Source organism: Candidatus Pantoea floridensis (assembly GCF_900215435.1).
In the GTDB taxonomy this organism is placed as follows: Bacteria; Pseudomonadota; Gammaproteobacteria; order Enterobacterales; family Enterobacteriaceae; genus Pantoea; species Pantoea floridensis.
The window spans coordinates 1,640,743-1,656,075 of the sequence record NZ_OCMY01000001.1 but is presented as its reverse complement, the minus strand read 5'-3'; the positions used below and the strand labels follow the sequence as shown (position 1 = coordinate 1,656,075).

Annotated in this window: 8 protein-coding genes, 5 tRNA genes and 3 rRNA genes; 15 read left to right on the top strand and 1 reads right to left on the bottom strand. The window is 51.1% G+C overall.

Features of this window, described 5'->3' with window-relative positions; translation table 11 throughout:
• The first annotated feature begins 8 nt into the window (after nucleotides 1–8).
• From pepQ to birA, 10 genes are all read left to right on the top strand, one after another.
• The gene (gene pepQ / locus CRO19_RS07715) at nucleotides 9–1,340 is read left to right on the top strand and encodes a Xaa-Pro dipeptidase (protein ID WP_097095316.1); all 1,332 of its coding nucleotides are present in this window, start codon (nucleotides 9–11) and stop codon (nucleotides 1,338–1,340) included.
• Nucleotides 1,340–1,957 (top strand): IMPACT family protein, encoded by a 618-nt coding sequence (locus CRO19_RS07710; RefSeq protein ID WP_097095315.1) that lies wholly within the window; start codon nucleotides 1,340–1,342, stop codon nucleotides 1,955–1,957. The genes pepQ and CRO19_RS07710 overlap by 1 nt, the downstream gene beginning before the upstream one ends.
• Nucleotides 1,958–1,984: 27 nt before the next feature.
• On the top strand, nucleotides 1,985–3,436 hold the full coding sequence (trkH, locus tag CRO19_RS07705; protein WP_097095314.1) for a Trk system potassium transporter TrkH: 1,452 nt from the start codon (nucleotides 1,985–1,987) through the stop codon (nucleotides 3,434–3,436).
• Between the two features lie 17 nt (nucleotides 3,437–3,453).
• Nucleotides 3,454–3,990 (top strand): menaquinone-dependent protoporphyrinogen IX dehydrogenase, encoded by a 537-nt coding sequence (gene hemG, locus CRO19_RS07700; RefSeq protein ID WP_097095313.1) that lies wholly within the window; start codon nucleotides 3,454–3,456, stop codon nucleotides 3,988–3,990.
• A gap of 409 nt (nucleotides 3,991–4,399) precedes the next feature.
• A 16S ribosomal RNA gene (locus CRO19_RS07695) occupies nucleotides 4,400–5,940 on the top strand.
• A gap of 89 nt (nucleotides 5,941–6,029) precedes the next feature.
• Nucleotides 6,030–6,104 (top strand) — tRNA-Glu (locus CRO19_RS07690).
• Nucleotides 6,105–6,318: 214 nt separating this feature from the next.
• A 23S ribosomal RNA gene (locus CRO19_RS07685) occupies nucleotides 6,319–9,225 on the top strand.
• A gap of 102 nt (nucleotides 9,226–9,327) precedes the next feature.
• A 5S ribosomal RNA gene (gene rrf / locus CRO19_RS07680) occupies nucleotides 9,328–9,443 on the top strand.
• Together the 16S, 23S and 5S rRNA genes with 1 tRNA gene alongside form the textbook arrangement of a ribosomal RNA operon.
• A 148-nt stretch (nucleotides 9,444–9,591) precedes the next feature.
• Nucleotides 9,592–10,629, top strand: coding sequence for a UDP-N-acetylmuramate dehydrogenase (gene murB, locus CRO19_RS07675; protein WP_097095312.1), 1,038 nt, complete (start codon nucleotides 9,592–9,594; stop codon nucleotides 10,627–10,629).
• The gene (gene birA, locus CRO19_RS07670) at nucleotides 10,626–11,588 is read left to right on the top strand and encodes a bifunctional biotin--[acetyl-CoA-carboxylase] ligase/biotin operon repressor BirA (protein WP_097095311.1); all 963 of its coding nucleotides are present in this window, start codon (nucleotides 10,626–10,628) and stop codon (nucleotides 11,586–11,588) included. The genes murB and birA overlap by 4 nt, the downstream gene beginning before the upstream one ends.
• A 56-nt stretch (nucleotides 11,589–11,644) precedes the next feature.
• Here birA and coaA read toward each other — a convergent pair whose 3' ends face one another.
• Nucleotides 11,645–12,595 (bottom strand): type I pantothenate kinase, encoded by a 951-nt coding sequence (gene coaA, locus CRO19_RS07665; protein WP_097097607.1) that lies wholly within the window; start codon nucleotides 12,593–12,595, stop codon nucleotides 11,645–11,647.
• 769 nt (nucleotides 12,596–13,364) lie between these two features.
• Between coaA and CRO19_RS07660 the strand changes: the two genes are divergently transcribed.
• The 5 genes from CRO19_RS07660 to tuf all read left to right on the top strand — a co-directional run bounded on the left by CRO19_RS07660 (nucleotide 13,365) and on the right by tuf (nucleotide 15,171).
• Nucleotides 13,365–13,440: transfer RNA gene (locus CRO19_RS07660), tRNA-Thr, on the top strand.
• Nucleotides 13,441–13,447: 7 nt separating this feature from the next.
• Nucleotides 13,448–13,532 (top strand) — tRNA-Tyr (locus CRO19_RS07655).
• Nucleotides 13,533–13,723: 191 nt separating this feature from the next.
• Nucleotides 13,724–13,798 (top strand) — tRNA-Gly (locus tag CRO19_RS07650).
• A 5-nt stretch (nucleotides 13,799–13,803) separates the two neighbouring features.
• A tRNA-Thr gene (locus tag CRO19_RS07645) sits at nucleotides 13,804–13,879 on the top strand.
• A 107-nt stretch (nucleotides 13,880–13,986) separates the two neighbouring features.
• The gene (gene tuf, locus CRO19_RS07640; protein ID WP_097095310.1) at nucleotides 13,987–15,171 is read left to right on the top strand and encodes an elongation factor Tu; all 1,185 of its coding nucleotides are present in this window, start codon (nucleotides 13,987–13,989) and stop codon (nucleotides 15,169–15,171) included.
• Nucleotides 15,172–15,333: the final 162 nt, after the last annotated feature.

Sequence of the window (15,333 nt, the reverse complement as noted above, 5' to 3'; positions counted from 1 at the left end):
ACAAGTCCATGGATTCACTGAAAACCCTGTATCACGCGCACATCGATACGCTGCAGAAGCGGGCGCAACAGGTGCTGGCTCGCTTTAAGCTTGATGCCATGCTGATTCATTCCGGCGAGCTGCTGACCGTTTTTCTCGACGATCATGACTATCCGTTTAAGGTGAATCCCCAGTTTAAAGCATGGGTGCCGGTGACGCAGGTGCCAAACTGCTGGTTATGGATTGATGGCGTGAATAAACCGAAACTGTGGTTTTATTCACCGGTGGATTACTGGCACAACGTTGAGCCGCTGCCGAATAGCTTTTGGACCAACGATGTTGACGTAATCGGCTTGAAGAACGCTGATGACATTGCGCAGCTGTTGCCTGCTCAGCGCGATAACGTGGCGTATATCGGTCCGGTACCGTCTCGCGCTGCGCAGCTCGGCATTAATAGCGAGCAGGTGAATCCTAAAGGTGTGATCGACTTCCTGCATTACCATCGCAGCATCAAAACAGATTACGAACTGGCGTGTATGCGAGAGGCGCAGAAGCTGGCGGTGGCGGGCCATCGCGCAGCCAAAGAGGCATTCGAATCGGGTATGAGCGAGTTCGATATCAACATCGCCTATCTGACGGCTACCGGTCATCGCGATACCGATGTGCCTTACGGCAATATCGTCGCGCTCAATGAACATGCTGCTGTGCTGCATTACACCAAACTGGATCACCAGCCGCCCGCGAAACGCCATAGCTTTCTGATTGACGCCGGTGCGGAATATCTCGGTTATGCCGCCGATCTGACGCGCAGCTATGCGGCGCAGAGTAAATCGCGTTATGCCGATATGATCGCCGCGATGAACAAGGAAGAACTGGCGCTGATCGCCACGTTGAAAGCAGGTGTGCGCTATACCGATTATCATCTACAAATGCATCAGCGCATTGCGCGTCTGCTGCTGAAGTTTGAGCTGGTGAAAGGCCTGACCGAAGAGACGCTGGTGGCAGAAGATTTAACCGGTCCGTTTATGCCGCACGGTCTGGGACATCCGCTGGGCCTGCAGGTGCACGATGTTGCTGGCTTTATGCAGGACGACAGCGGCACGCATCTCGCTGCACCCTCACACTATCCTTACCTGCGCTGCACGCGCGTGCTGGAACCTGGCATGGTGCTGACTATTGAACCCGGCTTCTATATTATCGATTCGCTGCTGGCGAAGCTGCGCGGCGGCAAGTTCAGCCAATACTTTGACTGGGCAGCAATCGATGCATTGAAACCGTACGGCGGTATTCGTATCGAGGATAACGTGGTGGTTCACGCCAATCGTATTGAAAATATGACGCGCGATCTGCACCTTGCCTGATGGATGCTTATGACATTCCCGCTGAGGCCGTGAGTCTCAGCGAGGAAACCATTAAGAAAAGTCGCTTCATCACTTTGCTGGCGCATACTGCGGGCGTGGAAGCGGCGCGCGCGTTTGTGCAGCAGGTGAAGCAGGAACATCCCACCGCGCGGCATCACTGCTGGGCGTGGGTGGCCGGTGCGCCAGATGATTCGCAACAGTTGGGGTTCTCCGATGACGGTGAGCCGTCTGGCACCGCAGGGAAACCGATGCTGGCACAGCTGATGGGCAGCGGTGTGGGCGAGATTACCGCAGTGGTGGTGCGCTATTACGGCGGCATTATGCTTGGTACCGGTGGCCTGGTAAAAGCCTATGGCGGCGGAGTGCAGCAAGGGCTGAAGCAGCTAGTACGCCAGCGTAAAGTGCCGATGGAGTCCTTTACCCTGCACTGTGATTATGCCCAACTCAGCGACATCGAGCGCTTGCTGCAGCGTTTTGACGGCATTATCGAAGAGAGCCATTATCAGGATCGTATTGCGCTACGTTTGGCACTGCCGCATGGGCAGATTGATGGCTTTCGCCAAAACCTCTCTGATTACAGCCGGGGCGCGCTGACGCTCATCCCGCTGACAAACTAAAAGCATCTGTTTAAAGGAAACGGCTGAATGCATTTTCGTGCCATTACCCGCATTGTGGGCCTGCTGGTGATTCTGTTCTCGGTGACCATGATCTTACCGGGCCTCGTTGCTTTAATTTATCGTGACGGTGCAGGGCGCGCGTTCAGCCAAACCTTTATGATGGCGATTGTGATTGGTTCGCTGCTGTGGTGGCCGAATCGCAAACAAAAAACTGAACTCAAGCCGCGTGAAGGCTTCCTTATCGTGGTGCTGTTCTGGACCGTGCTGGGTAGCGTGGGTGCCATGCCCTTTATCTTCGCCGAACAACCGCATCTTTCGATTACCGATGCATTCTTTGAATCCTTCTCTGGACTCACGACCACCGGTGCCACCACGCTGGTGGGCCTCGATACGCTGCCAAAAGCAATTCTGTTTTATCGTCAGATGCTGCAGTGGCTCGGCGGGATGGGAATCATTGTGCTGGCGGTGGCGATTTTGCCGATTCTGGGCGTGGGGGGCATGCAGCTTTACCGGGCCGAGATGCCGGGTCCGCTAAAAGATAACAAGATGCGCCCGCGTATTGCGGAAACGGCTAAAACCCTTTGGTTAATCTATGTGTTGCTCACCGTGGCGTGCGCGGTGGCGCTGTGGCTGGCAGGCATGCCGCTGTTTGATGCCATCGGCCATAGTTTCTCAACTATCGCCATTGGTGGCTTCTCCACGCATGATGCCAGCATCGGCTACTTTAATAGCCCAACCATTAACACTATCGTCGCGGTGTTTTTGCTGATATCGGGCTGTAATTACGGCCTGCATTTCTCGCTATTAAGTGGCCGTAATCTCAAAGTTTACTGGCGCGATCCCGAATTCCGTATGTTTATTGGCGTTCAGCTGACGTTGGTGCTGATCTGTACGGTGGTGCTGTGGTTCCACAATGTCTATTCCAGCGGTTGGCAAACGCTTAATCAGGCGTTTTTCCAGGTGGTATCAATGGCGACGACCGCTGGCTTTACAACTGACAGCATCGCACGCTGGCCGCTGTTCCTGCCTGTGCTGCTACTGTGCTCGGCGTTTATCGGCGGCATGGCGGGGTCTACCGGCGGTGGTTTGAAGGTGATTCGTATACTGTTGCTGTTTAAGCAGGGGTCGCGTGAGCTGAAACGGCTGGTGCACCCGAATGCGGTTTACACCATTAAGCTGGGTAATCGTGCGCTGCCAGAACGTATCCTCGAAGCCGTTTGGGGATTCTTCTCGGCATATGCTCTGGTGTTCCTGGTGAGCATGCTGGCTATTATCGCGACTGGCGTGGATGATTTCTCTGCGTTTGCTGCGGTGGCTGCAACCTTGAATAATCTTGGGCCGGGGTTGGGTGTTGTGGCTGATAACTTCACTTCGATGAATGATGTTGCGAAGTGGATTTTGATTTTGACCATGCTGTTTGGACGCCTCGAAGTGTTCACGTTGCTGGTGCTGTTTACGCCGACTTTCTGGCGTGAATGAAAAAATAGGATTGAGTAATGAAAGCGTTGATTCTTTATTCCAGCCGAGATGGGCAAACCCGTGAGATTGCCGCGCGTATTGCACAGACGTTAGCGCCGCAGCAGCTGTGCGACGTCATCGATTTGCTGCAGGCGCAGAGGGTTGATTGGACGCAGTACGATCGCGTGCTGATTGGTGCATCGATTCGCTATGGCCATTTTAATCCTGCACTGATGAAATTTGTCACACAACATCAGTTGCAGTTGCAGCAGCGCGTGAATGGTTTCTTTAGCGTCAACCTGACAGCGCGAAAAGCAGATAAGTGCACGCCAGAAACCAATGCCTATACGCGCAAGTTCCTGGAAAAGTCGCCGTGGCAACCAGAATGCTGTGCGGTATTTGCTGGCGCGCTACGTTATCCGCGTTACCGCTGGTTTGATCGTATTATGATCCAATTGATTATGCGCATGACCGGCGGCGAAACTGATACGTCAAAAGAAGTGGACTATACCGATTGGAACAAAGTGACGCTTTTTGCCCAGGATTTTGCGCACTTACCAGGCAAATCGTTGTGAAATAGCGCGTTGTGGCGAAATTTAGGCCGGAAGATCATTTTTTTGCAATAAACCCTTGTCAGCTCCGAATAACTCCCTATAATGCGCCACCACTGAGACGGCAAAGCGGCAACGCAGGCGGCTCAGCAGGGAGTGAAGAAATTCATCCCGCCGGATGAAAGCGCTGAAAAAAGTGTTTGACTCTGAAGAGGGAAAGCGTAATATACGCCACCTCGCGACAGGCGGTTAACCCGCTGTTCGCAACGCTCTTTAACAATTTATCAGACAATCTGTGTGGGCACTCGCAGGATTGATATCAGCGTCTTTGGACGCAAAAAAATATCAAAGCCTCACGAGTGAACACATAATGAAATTCATTATGACGTTTTACAGATGAGCATCGCTGCACGTGTTGCAGCAAATCAAACTTAAATTGAAGAGTTTGATCATGGCTCAGATTGAACGCTGGCGGCAGGCCTAACACATGCAAGTCGAACGGTCGCACAGAGAGCTTGCTCTCGGGTGACGAGTGGCGGACGGGTGAGTAATGTCTGGGAAACTGCCCGATGGAGGGGGATAACTACTGGAAACGGTAGCTAATACCGCATAACGTCGCAAGACCAAAGTGGGGGACCTTCGGGCCTCACACCATCGGATGTGCCCAGATGGGATTAGCTAGTAGGTGGGGTAATGGCTCACCTAGGCGACGATCCCTAGCTGGTCTGAGAGGATGACCAGCCACACTGGAACTGAGACACGGTCCAGACTCCTACGGGAGGCAGCAGTGGGGAATATTGCACAATGGGCGCAAGCCTGATGCAGCCATGCCGCGTGTATGAAGAAGGCCTTCGGGTTGTAAAGTACTTTCAGCGGGGAGGAAGGCGGTGAGGTTAATAACCTTACCGATTGACGTTACCCGCAGAAGAAGCACCGGCTAACTCCGTGCCAGCAGCCGCGGTAATACGGAGGGTGCAAGCGTTAATCGGAATTACTGGGCGTAAAGCGCACGCAGGCGGTCTGTCAAGTCGGATGTGAAATCCCCGGGCTTAACCTGGGAACTGCATTCGAAACTGGCAGGCTAGAGTCTTGTAGAGGGGGGTAGAATTCCAGGTGTAGCGGTGAAATGCGTAGAGATCTGGAGGAATACCGGTGGCGAAGGCGGCCCCCTGGACAAAGACTGACGCTCAGGTGCGAAAGCGTGGGGAGCAAACAGGATTAGATACCCTGGTAGTCCACGCCGTAAACGATGTCGACTTGGAGGTTGTTCCCTTGAGGAGTGGCTTCCGGAGCTAACGCGTTAAGTCGACCGCCTGGGGAGTACGGCCGCAAGGTTAAAACTCAAATGAATTGACGGGGGCCCGCACAAGCGGTGGAGCATGTGGTTTAATTCGATGCAACGCGAAGAACCTTACCTACTCTTGACATCCAGCGAACTTAGCAGAGATGCTTTGGTGCCTTCGGGAACGCTGAGACAGGTGCTGCATGGCTGTCGTCAGCTCGTGTTGTGAAATGTTGGGTTAAGTCCCGCAACGAGCGCAACCCTTATCCTTTGTTGCCAGCGGGTAATGCCGGGAACTCAAAGGAGACTGCCAGTGATAAACTGGAGGAAGGTGGGGATGACGTCAAGTCATCATGGCCCTTACGAGTAGGGCTACACACGTGCTACAATGGCGCATACAAAGAGAAGCGACCTCGCGAGAGCAAGCGGACCTCATAAAGTGCGTCGTAGTCCGGATCGGAGTCTGCAACTCGACTCCGTGAAGTCGGAATCGCTAGTAATCGTAGATCAGAATGCTACGGTGAATACGTTCCCGGGCCTTGTACACACCGCCCGTCACACCATGGGAGTGGGTTGCAAAAGAAGTAGGTAGCTTAACCTTCGGGAGGGCGCTTACCACTTTGTGATTCATGACTGGGGTGAAGTCGTAACAAGGTAACCGTAGGGGAACCTGCGGTTGGATCACCTCCTTACCTGAAGATACCTTCCCGCGCAGTGCTCACACAGATTGTCTGATAGAAAAGTAATGAGCAAGACGGCTGCGAAGTCGTGACACTACCGTGTCCCCTTCGTCTAGCGGTTAGGACTCCGCCCTTTCACGGCGGCAACAGGGGTTCGAATCCCCTAGGGGACGCCACTTGCTTGGTGACAGGTGAAAGGTGTCTCCACGACGTATCTCAAAACTGACGTAACCGTCATGTTTGAGATACTGCTCTTTAACAATCCGGAACAAGCTGAAAATTGAAACGACGTGTTGGTTCATTTCTCCGTAATAAGAAATGAATAACAACATGTTCGAGTCTCTCAAATGCTTGCAGTCTGCAGCGTTGCAAAACGCCTGTGGGTTGTGAGGTTAAGCGACTAAGCGTACACGGTGGATGCCCTGGCAGTCAGAGGCGATGAAGGACGTGCTAATCTGCGTAAAGCGTCGGTAAGGTGATATGAACCGCTACAGCCGACGATGTCCGAATGGGGAAACCCGGTGCACTCAGTGCATCATCGCAACATGAATACATAGTGTTGCGAGGCGAACCCGGGGAACTGAAACATCTAAGTACCCGGAGGAAAAGAAATCAACCGAGATTCCCCCAGTAGCGGCGAGCGAACGGGGAGCAGCCCAGAACCTGAATCAGTTTGTGTATTAGTGGAAGCGTCTGGAAAGTCGCACGACACCGGGTGATAGTCCCGTACACGAAAGTGCACATTCTGTGAGTTCGAAGAGTAGGGCGGGACACGTGGTATCCTGTCTGAATATGGGGGGACCATCCTCCAAGGCTAAATACTCCTGACTGACCGATAGTGAACCAGTACCGTGAGGGAAAGGCGAAAAGAACCCCGGCGAGGGGAGTGAAACAGAACCTGAAACCGTGTACGTACAAGCAGTGGGAGCCTCATTTATGGGGTGACTGCGTACCTTTTGTATAATGGGTCAGCGACTTATATTCTGTAGCAAGGTTAACCGTATAGGGGAGCCGCAGGGAAACCGAGTCTTAACTGGGCGTTAAGTTGCAGGGTATAGACCCGAAACCCGGTGATCTAGCCATGGGCAGGTTGAAGGTTGGGTAACACTAACTGGAGGACCGAACCGACTAATGTTGAAAAATTAGCGGATGACTTGTGGCTGGGGGTGAAAGGCCAATCAAACCGGGAGATAGCTGGTTCTCCCCGAAAGCTATTTAGGTAGCGCCTCGTGAACTCATCTCCGGGGGTAGAGCACTGTTTCGGCTAGGGGGCCATCCCGGCTTACCAACCCGATGCAAACTGCGAATACCGGAGAATGTTATCACGGGAGACACACGGCGGGTGCTAACGTCCGTCGTGAAGAGGGAAACAACCCAGACCGCCAGCTAAGGTCCCAAAGTCATGGTTAAGTGGGAAACGATGTGGGAAGGCACAGACAGCCAGGATGTTGGCTTAGAAGCAGCCATCATTTAAAGAAAGCGTAATAGCTCACTGGTCGAGTCGGCCTGCGCGGAAGATGTAACGGGGCTAAACCATGCACCGAAGCTGCGGCAGCGACGCGTATACGTTGTTGGGTAGGGGAGCGTTCTGTAAGCCGTTGAAGGTGGCCTGTGAGGGTTGCTGGAGGTATCAGAAGTGCGAATGCTGACATAAGTAACGATAAAGCGGGTGAAAAGCCCGCTCGCCGGAAGACCAAGGGTTCCTGTTCAACGTTAATCGGAGCAGGGTGAGTCGACCCCTAAGGCGAGGCTGAAAAGCGTAGTCGATGGGAAGCAGGTTAATATTCCTGCACTTGGTGTTACTGCGAAGGGGGGACGGAGAAGGCTAGGTTATCCGGGCGACGGTTGTCCCGGTTTAAGCGTGTAGGCTGACACCTTTGGTAAATCCGGGGTGTCTTAAGGCTGAGGCGTGACGACGAGCCACCACGGTGGTGAAGTAACTGATGCCCTGCTTCCAGGAAAAGCCTCTAAGCTCCAGGTAACACGAAATCGTACCCCAAACCGACACAGGTGGTCAGGTAGAGAATACCAAGGCGCTTGAGAGAACTCGGGTGAAGGAACTAGGCAAAATGGTGCCGTAACTTCGGGAGAAGGCACGCTGGCGCGTAGGTGAAGGGACTTGCTCCCGGAGCTGAAGCCAGTCGAAGATACCAGCTGGCTGCAACTGTTTATTAAAAACACAGCACTGTGCAAACACGAAAGTGGACGTATACGGTGTGACGCCTGCCCGGTGCCGGAAGGTTAATTGATGGGGTTATCCGTAAGGAGAAGCTCTTGATCGAAGCCCCGGTAAACGGCGGCCGTAACTATAACGGTCCTAAGGTAGCGAAATTCCTTGTCGGGTAAGTTCCGACCTGCACGAATGGCGTAATGATGGCCAGGCTGTCTCCACCCGAGACTCAGTGAAATTGAAATCGCTGTGAAGATGCAGTGTACCCGCGGCAAGACGGAAAGACCCCGTGAACCTTTACTATAGCTTGACACTGAACATTGAGCCTTGATGTGTAGGATAGGTGGGAGGCTTTGAAGCGTGGACGCCAGTCTGCGTGGAGCCAACCTTGAAATACCACCCTTTAATGTTTGATGTTCTAACGTAGGCCCGTAATCCGGGCTGCGGACAGTGTCTGGTGGGTAGTTTGACTGGGGCGGTCTCCTCCCAAAGAGTAACGGAGGAGCACGAAGGTTGGCTAATCCTGGTCGGACATCAGGAGGTTAGTGCAATGACATAAGCCAGCTTGACTGCGAGAGTGACGGCTCGAGCAGGTGCGAAAGCAGGTCATAGTGATCCGGTGGTTCTGAATGGAAGGGCCATCGCTCAACGGATAAAAGGTACTCCGGGGATAACAGGCTGATACCGCCCAAGAGTTCATATCGACGGCGGTGTTTGGCACCTCGATGTCGGCTCATCACATCCTGGGGCTGAAGTAGGTCCCAAGGGTACGGCTGTTCGCCGTTTAAAGTGGTACGCGAGCTGGGTTTAGAACGTCGTGAGACAGTTCGGTCCCTATCTGCCGTGGGCGCTGGAGAATTGAGGGGGGTTGCTCCTAGTACGAGAGGACCGGAGTGAACGCACCACTGGTGTTCGGGTTGTCATGCCAATGGCACTGCCCGGTAGCTAAGTGCGGAAAAGATAAGTGCTGAAAGCATCTAAGCACGAAACTTGCCCCGAGATGAGTTCTCCCTGACTCCTTGAGAGTCCTGAAGGGACGTTGAAGACTACGACGTTGATAGGCCGGGTGTGTAAGCGCAGCGATGCGTTGAGCTAACCGGTACTAATGACCCGTGAGGCTTAACCTTACAACGCCAGAGGCGTTTTGGTGAGAGAGACCAGAGATTTTCAGCTTGTTTATGGATTGGTTTGCGGTGCCTGACAGGGCTTCGTGAACGAAACAGAATTTGCCTGGCGGCTTTAGCGCGGTGGTCCCACCTGACCCCATGCCGAACTCAGAAGTGAAACGCCGTAGCGCCGATGGTAGTGTGGGGCCTCCCCATGCGAGAGTAGGGAACTGCCAGGCATCAATTAGGTGAAGAAGCCCCGAACGGAAGTTCGGGGCTTTTTTACGTCTGTAGATGTTACTTTCCCAACGGAAACTAAGAAAACATCAACCTCGGAACATATCGATCAGGTAAACTACGGCCAGATAAACCAGTTAAGGCCGTGAAATGTCCAGCCCCTATACATCCCTACAAGCTTTCAACACCCTAGATCTTGCAATCAGCGCACAAACGCTGATCGTCGCCGATAATTCTGATGCCATAAGCTTAGCCTGGAAAAATAGCCAGCATTCCAACTTGCCCTTTATTGTATTGGGTGAAGGAAGCAACGTACTCTTTCTAGAGGATTTTAGCGGTACTGTTGTGATTAACGCTATCAAAGGTATTGCTATTGAAGAGCAGGATGAAGCATGGCATTTGCATGTCGGCGCCGGTGAAAACTGGCATAGTTTAGTTGAGCAGACGTTAAAGAAAGGGATTACCGGTTTAGAAAACCTGGCGCTGATCCCTGGTATGGCGGGGTCAGCACCCATTCAAAATATTGGCGCTTATGGCGTCGAATTTAAGGATATCTGCCACTATGTAGAAGCCTTGCATTTACCGACGCAGAAAATTATCCGTTTGTACCGTGAGGAGTGCCAGTTTGGTTACCGTGACAGCATTTTCAAGCATGAGATGAAGAGTGACTATGTCATTGTTGCAGTTGGATTACGACTGCTAAAACAGTGGCAGCCAGTTCTGAGCTATGGCGATCTGGTAAAGCTGAATCCAGCAACCGCCTGTGCCTGGGATGTATTTAATGCTGTTTGCCATATGCGACAAAGCAAACTGCCTGACCCACATATCACAGGCAATGTCGGTAGTTTCTTCAAGAACCCCCTCATTTCGGACGAGCAGGCGGCGGCATTAATTAAAGAGTGGCCAACTATCCCATATTATCCACAAGCCAGTGGTGACGTAAAATTAGCCGCTGGCTGGCTAATCGATCAATGTGGCCTTAAAGGGTATCGGGTCGGCGGTGCGGCAGTTCATCGTCAGCAGGCATTAGTGCTGATTAATGAAAATCACGCCACGCCGCAAGATATTGTAAGCTTGGCGCATCAGGTCCGAAATAGAGTCGGTGAAAAATTCGATGTTTGGCTGGAGCCAGAGGTGCGCTTTATCGGTGCTCGAGGCGAACGTAACGCCGTTGAGGTAATCTCATGAAAGATAATAGCGTGCCGTTAAAGTTAGTGGCACTTTTGGCTGATGGTGAATTTCACTCTGGTGAACAACTCGGTGAAGCGCTTGGGATGAGCCGGGCTGCTATTAATAAGCATATTCAAACCCTGAAAAGCTGGGGTTTAGATGTGTATACGGTGACGGGAAAAGGTTATAGCCTGCCAGCAGCTATGCAGTTATTAGATGAAGAAGTCATTTTGTCACATTTGCATCAACCCGATCTGGCAGTTATTCCTGTTATTGATTCTACCAACCAATATTTGCTGGAACGCATGAACCAGCTCCCTTCAGGCTATGCATGCATTGCCGAATATCAACAAGCAGGACGAGGACGCCGCGGCCGGAAATGGTTCTCTCCATTTGGTACCAACCTCTATATGTCAATGTATTGGCGCCTTGAGCAGGGGCCAGCAGCGGCAATGGGGTTGAGTTTAGTTATTGGTATTGTCATGGCTGAAGTCATTCAGTCGTTAGGTGCGCCTGATATACGCGTTAAATGGCCAAATGATCTTTATCTTAATGATCGTAAACTCGCGGGTATTTTGGTTGAGTTAACGGGTAAAACCGGTGATGCTGCGCAGATCGTTATAGGTGCCGGTATTAATTTGCTAATGCGCTCAGAAGGGGCAGCGGAAATTAATCAGGGCTGGATCAATTTGCAGGAAGCGGGAATCGAGATTGATCGCAATGAACTGGCCGCGAAATTACTCAACAGCCTGCGCGAAGCGCTACCAATTTTTGAGCGTGATGGTTTAGCACCTTTTGTTACGCGCTGGGAAGCCCTTGATAACTTTATTAATCGTTCTGTGAAGCTACTGATTGGCGAGCGTGAGGTACATGGTATTGCACGTGGAATCGATAACCAGGGGGGCTTATTACTAGAGCAGGGTGGTGAAATTAAATCGTGGGTGGGAGGAGAGATTTCTCTTAGGCCTGGTAATTAATTTCACCAGTTAAGGCTAAAACGCCCATTACTTTTTGGGCGTTTTAGCAAAAATCTCTATTTTCTTAACCGAAGACTTTGTACTGCGTGATCTGCTGATTTAGTCATAATAAGACTAGCGCGTTCACGAGTCGGGAGGATATTTTCCTTAAGATTAAGCCAGTTAATCTCTTTCCAGAGCCCGCGTGCGATATTGAGCGCATCCTCTTCTGGCAATTGAGAATAGTGATGGAAATAAGAGTCAGGATCGCTAAACGCTCCCTCACGGAATTTCAAAAATCGGTTTACATACCAACTTTCGAGTAACGACTCAGGTGCGTCAACATAAATAGAAAAATCCACGAAATCTGAGACAAATACATGGTGAGGATCGTGAGGATAATCCATGCCGCTTTGTAAAACATTCAATCCTTCAAGAATAAGGATATCGGGCTGTTGTACGACTTTGTCTCCGTCCGGGATAACATCATAAATAAGATGTGAATAAACCGGTGCTGTCACCTGGCTTGCGCCGGATTTTAAGTCGGAAACGAAATTTACCAGACGATGCATATCATAGGATTGCGGGAATCCTTTTTTCTTCATCAAACCGCGCTCTTTAAGCACGGCATTAGGATGCAAGAAACCATCGGTAGTGATCAGCTCAACCTTGCGGTGTTCTGGCCAGCGGCTAAGTAATGCTTGTAGCACACGAGCCGTGGTGCTTTTACCAACGGCAACACTGCCAGCAATACTGATGATATAGGGAATTTTTTGACCATTGGTACCAAGAAACTGCTCAAGCACCGCCTGGCGTCTCAAATTTGAGCTGATATAGAAATTAAGCAGGCGTGAGAGTGGAAGATAGATCTCGGCTACTTCTTCTAATGAAAGATCTTCGTTTATGCCACGTAAACGTTCAATTTCACCTTCGGCCAGCGTCATTGGCACCGAGTCGCGTAGCGCTGCCCATTGCTGACGATTGAACTGTAAATAGGGCGTAGTTAGAGGTGTCGTTTTTTTACTCATAAGCATGCGTTTGAGTGCAAATTTTGATGTATCAACATCTTGTAGCATCGAGCATACAACGATGTATCAAACTCAATTGCACGTCACAGGGGTAATTAACGAGAACAATGGGCAGGAGGGTAACACCAGTGTGAGTTTAAAAAGAAGTAAAATGACAAACATAAGCACGCTTTCGCAACCGTGTCCGCATTTTTCTTGTCGCTCAGTAGCTTGCCACTACATTTTCTGCTGAGGTGTTGTGCAAACGCTATGAGTAACTTACAGGGACATTGTAAATCATTAGCGCAAAACGAATGGGTTGCTCTCTTTCGCATAATAGAGCCGTACAACCACAGCGATAACCTCAACATATAGCAAGCGGGATGGACAGCTCTACGCCTCACGCTCCAGCCTTTGCATTAATCCTGGCCCTATACGATATGCCTGGCAGTGAAATCCCTCAGCTCCTCTTCCTCTCATTTTACTGGTTAATGTAGATAAATAAAAAAATGGTCCACTGACAAAAGATTTTTTGCGGCTTTTTTATAAAAAAAATCACCATTTGTACGATATCGGGCAGGGAGGAACCCAGAAGTCTGCATAAGAAAAGAAGAGGCTAAGCAAAAAGCGATTCATTAATGCGATGCAAAAATGCACGCACATTGAATGTTTTTTCTGCATATGATGACTGAATTGAGATGATTTGCACAAATAGTAAGCGATAGAACGAATTTGGCAATTTTTTTGTTGCATCCTTCTTCGGGTCTTCCTAGAATGCGCTCCACTTGATGCCGGCTTAGCTCAGTTGGTAGAGCAACTGACTTGTAATCAGTAGGTCACCAGTTCGATTCCGGTAGCCGGCACCATCAAGTAGGTGGGATTCCCGAGCGGCCAAAGGGAGCAGACTGTAAATCTGCCGTCACAGACTTCGAAGGTTCGAATCCTTCTCCCACCACCATCTCAACCTCTTGGTTGGGCATCAGATAAGGCCCTTATCTGATGGGTGAGTTTTTCATCTCTCACCTTCGAATTTCAGATTGTGCATTAGCGCAATCAAAGTCGGTCAGAAATGCTGACTGGCCGAATAATAGAAGGTCTTCTTTTATTATTCATAAGCTACAGAAAGAACAGGTAGCCGAGTTCCAGGATGCGGGCATCGTATAATGGCTATTACCTCAGCCTTCCAAGCTGATGATGCGGGTTCGATTCCCGCTGCCCGCTCCAGATGTGCTGATATGGCTCAGTTGGTAGAGCGCACCCTTGGTAAGGGTGAGGTCCCCAGTTCGACTCTGGGTATCAGCACCACTTCCTTTATCTCTCTCCTGATTCTCTCTCTGTAAACCAAACAGTCAGGCATTGCCTGGTTGATATGACGATATCTTCGATATATCCGTGTCTTAGAGGGACTAGCGATGGCTAAAGAGCAATTTCAACGCAACAAACTGCACGTAAACGTGGGCACCATCGGTCACGTCGACCACGGTAAAACCACCCTGACTGCTGCAATCACTACCGTTCTGGCTAAAACCAACGGCGGCCAGGCGCGTGCGTTCGACCAGATCGACAGCACTCCTGAAGAAAAAGCACGTGGTATCACCATCAACACGGCACACGTTGAGTATGAAACCCCGTCTCGCCACTATGCACACGTTGACTGCCCAGGCCACGCCGACTATGTGAAAAACATGATCACCGGCGCTGCGCAGATGGACGGCGCAATCCTGGTTGTTGCTGCGACTGACGGCCCAATGCCGCAGACTCGTGAGCACATCCTGCTGGGTCGTCAGGTTGGCGTTCCTTACATCATCGTGTTCCTGAACAAGTGCGACATGGTTGATGACGAAGAGCTGCTGGAACTGGTTGAAATGGAAGTCCGTGACCTGCTGTCACAGTACGATTTCCCAGGCGACGACACTCCAATCGTTCGCGGTTCAGCACTGAAAGCGCTGGAAGGCAACGCTGAGTGGGAAGCTAAGATCACTGAGCTGGCTGGTCACCTGGATACTTACATCCCGGATCCAGTTCGTGCTATCGACATGCCATTCCTGCTGCCAATCGAAGACGTATTCTCAATCTCTGGCCGTGGTACCGTTGTTACCGGTCGTGTAGAGCGCGGTATCGTTAAAGTGGGCGATGAAGTTGAAATCGTTGGTATCAAGCCGACTGTTAAGTCGACCTGTACCGGCGTTGAAATGTTCCGCAAACTGCTGGACCAGGGTCAAGCAGGCGAGAACTGTGGTGTTCTGCTGCGCGGTATCAAGCGTGAAGACATCCAGCGTGGCCAGGTTCTGGCTAAGCCGGGTTCAATCAAGCCACATACCAAGTTCGTATCAGAAGTATACGTACTGTCTAAAGACGAAGGCGGCCGTCATACTCCGTTCTTCAAAGGCTACCGTCCACAGTTCTACTTCCGTACTACTGACGTGACCGGTAACGTTGAGCTGCCAGAAGGCGTTGAGATGGTAATGCCTGGCGACAACGTGAAAATGACCGTTGAGCTGATCCACCCAATCGCGATGGACCAGGGTCTGCGTTTCGCAATCCGCGAAGGCGGCCGTACCGTAGGCGCGGGCGTTGTTGCTGAAGTTATCGCTTAATTACGATAACATTTGACGCAATGCACAAGGAAAGGGCATCATTTGATGCCCTTTTTGCACGCTGTAATATAGAACCTGGCTCATCAGTGATTTTCAATCATAATCATTGCTGAGACAGGCTCTGTTTCACGGCGTTGGATACCGAGTAACGCTCAAAAGCTC

What these genes read in the sequence shown, in the direction of transcription:
- pepQ (WP_097095316.1), top strand. Translation starts at nt 9, where the DNA reads ATGGATTCACTGAAAACCCTGTATCACGCGCACATCGATACGCTGCAG.
- CRO19_RS07710 (WP_097095315.1), top strand. Translation starts at nt 1,340, where the DNA reads ATGGATGCTTATGACATTCCCGCTGAGGCCGTGAGTCTCAGCGAGGAA.
- trkH (WP_097095314.1), top strand. Translation starts at nt 1,985, where the DNA reads ATGCATTTTCGTGCCATTACCCGCATTGTGGGCCTGCTGGTGATTCTG.
- hemG (WP_097095313.1), top strand. Translation starts at nt 3,454, where the DNA reads ATGAAAGCGTTGATTCTTTATTCCAGCCGAGATGGGCAAACCCGTGAG.
- murB (WP_097095312.1), top strand. Translation starts at nt 9,592, where the DNA reads ATGTCCAGCCCCTATACATCCCTACAAGCTTTCAACACCCTAGATCTT.
- birA (WP_097095311.1), top strand. Translation starts at nt 10,626, where the DNA reads ATGAAAGATAATAGCGTGCCGTTAAAGTTAGTGGCACTTTTGGCTGAT.
- coaA (WP_097097607.1), bottom strand. Translation starts at nt 12,595, where the DNA reads ATGAGTAAAAAAACGACACCTCTAACTACGCCCTATTTACAGTTCAAT.
- tuf (WP_097095310.1), top strand. Translation starts at nt 13,987, where the DNA reads ATGGCTAAAGAGCAATTTCAACGCAACAAACTGCACGTAAACGTGGGC.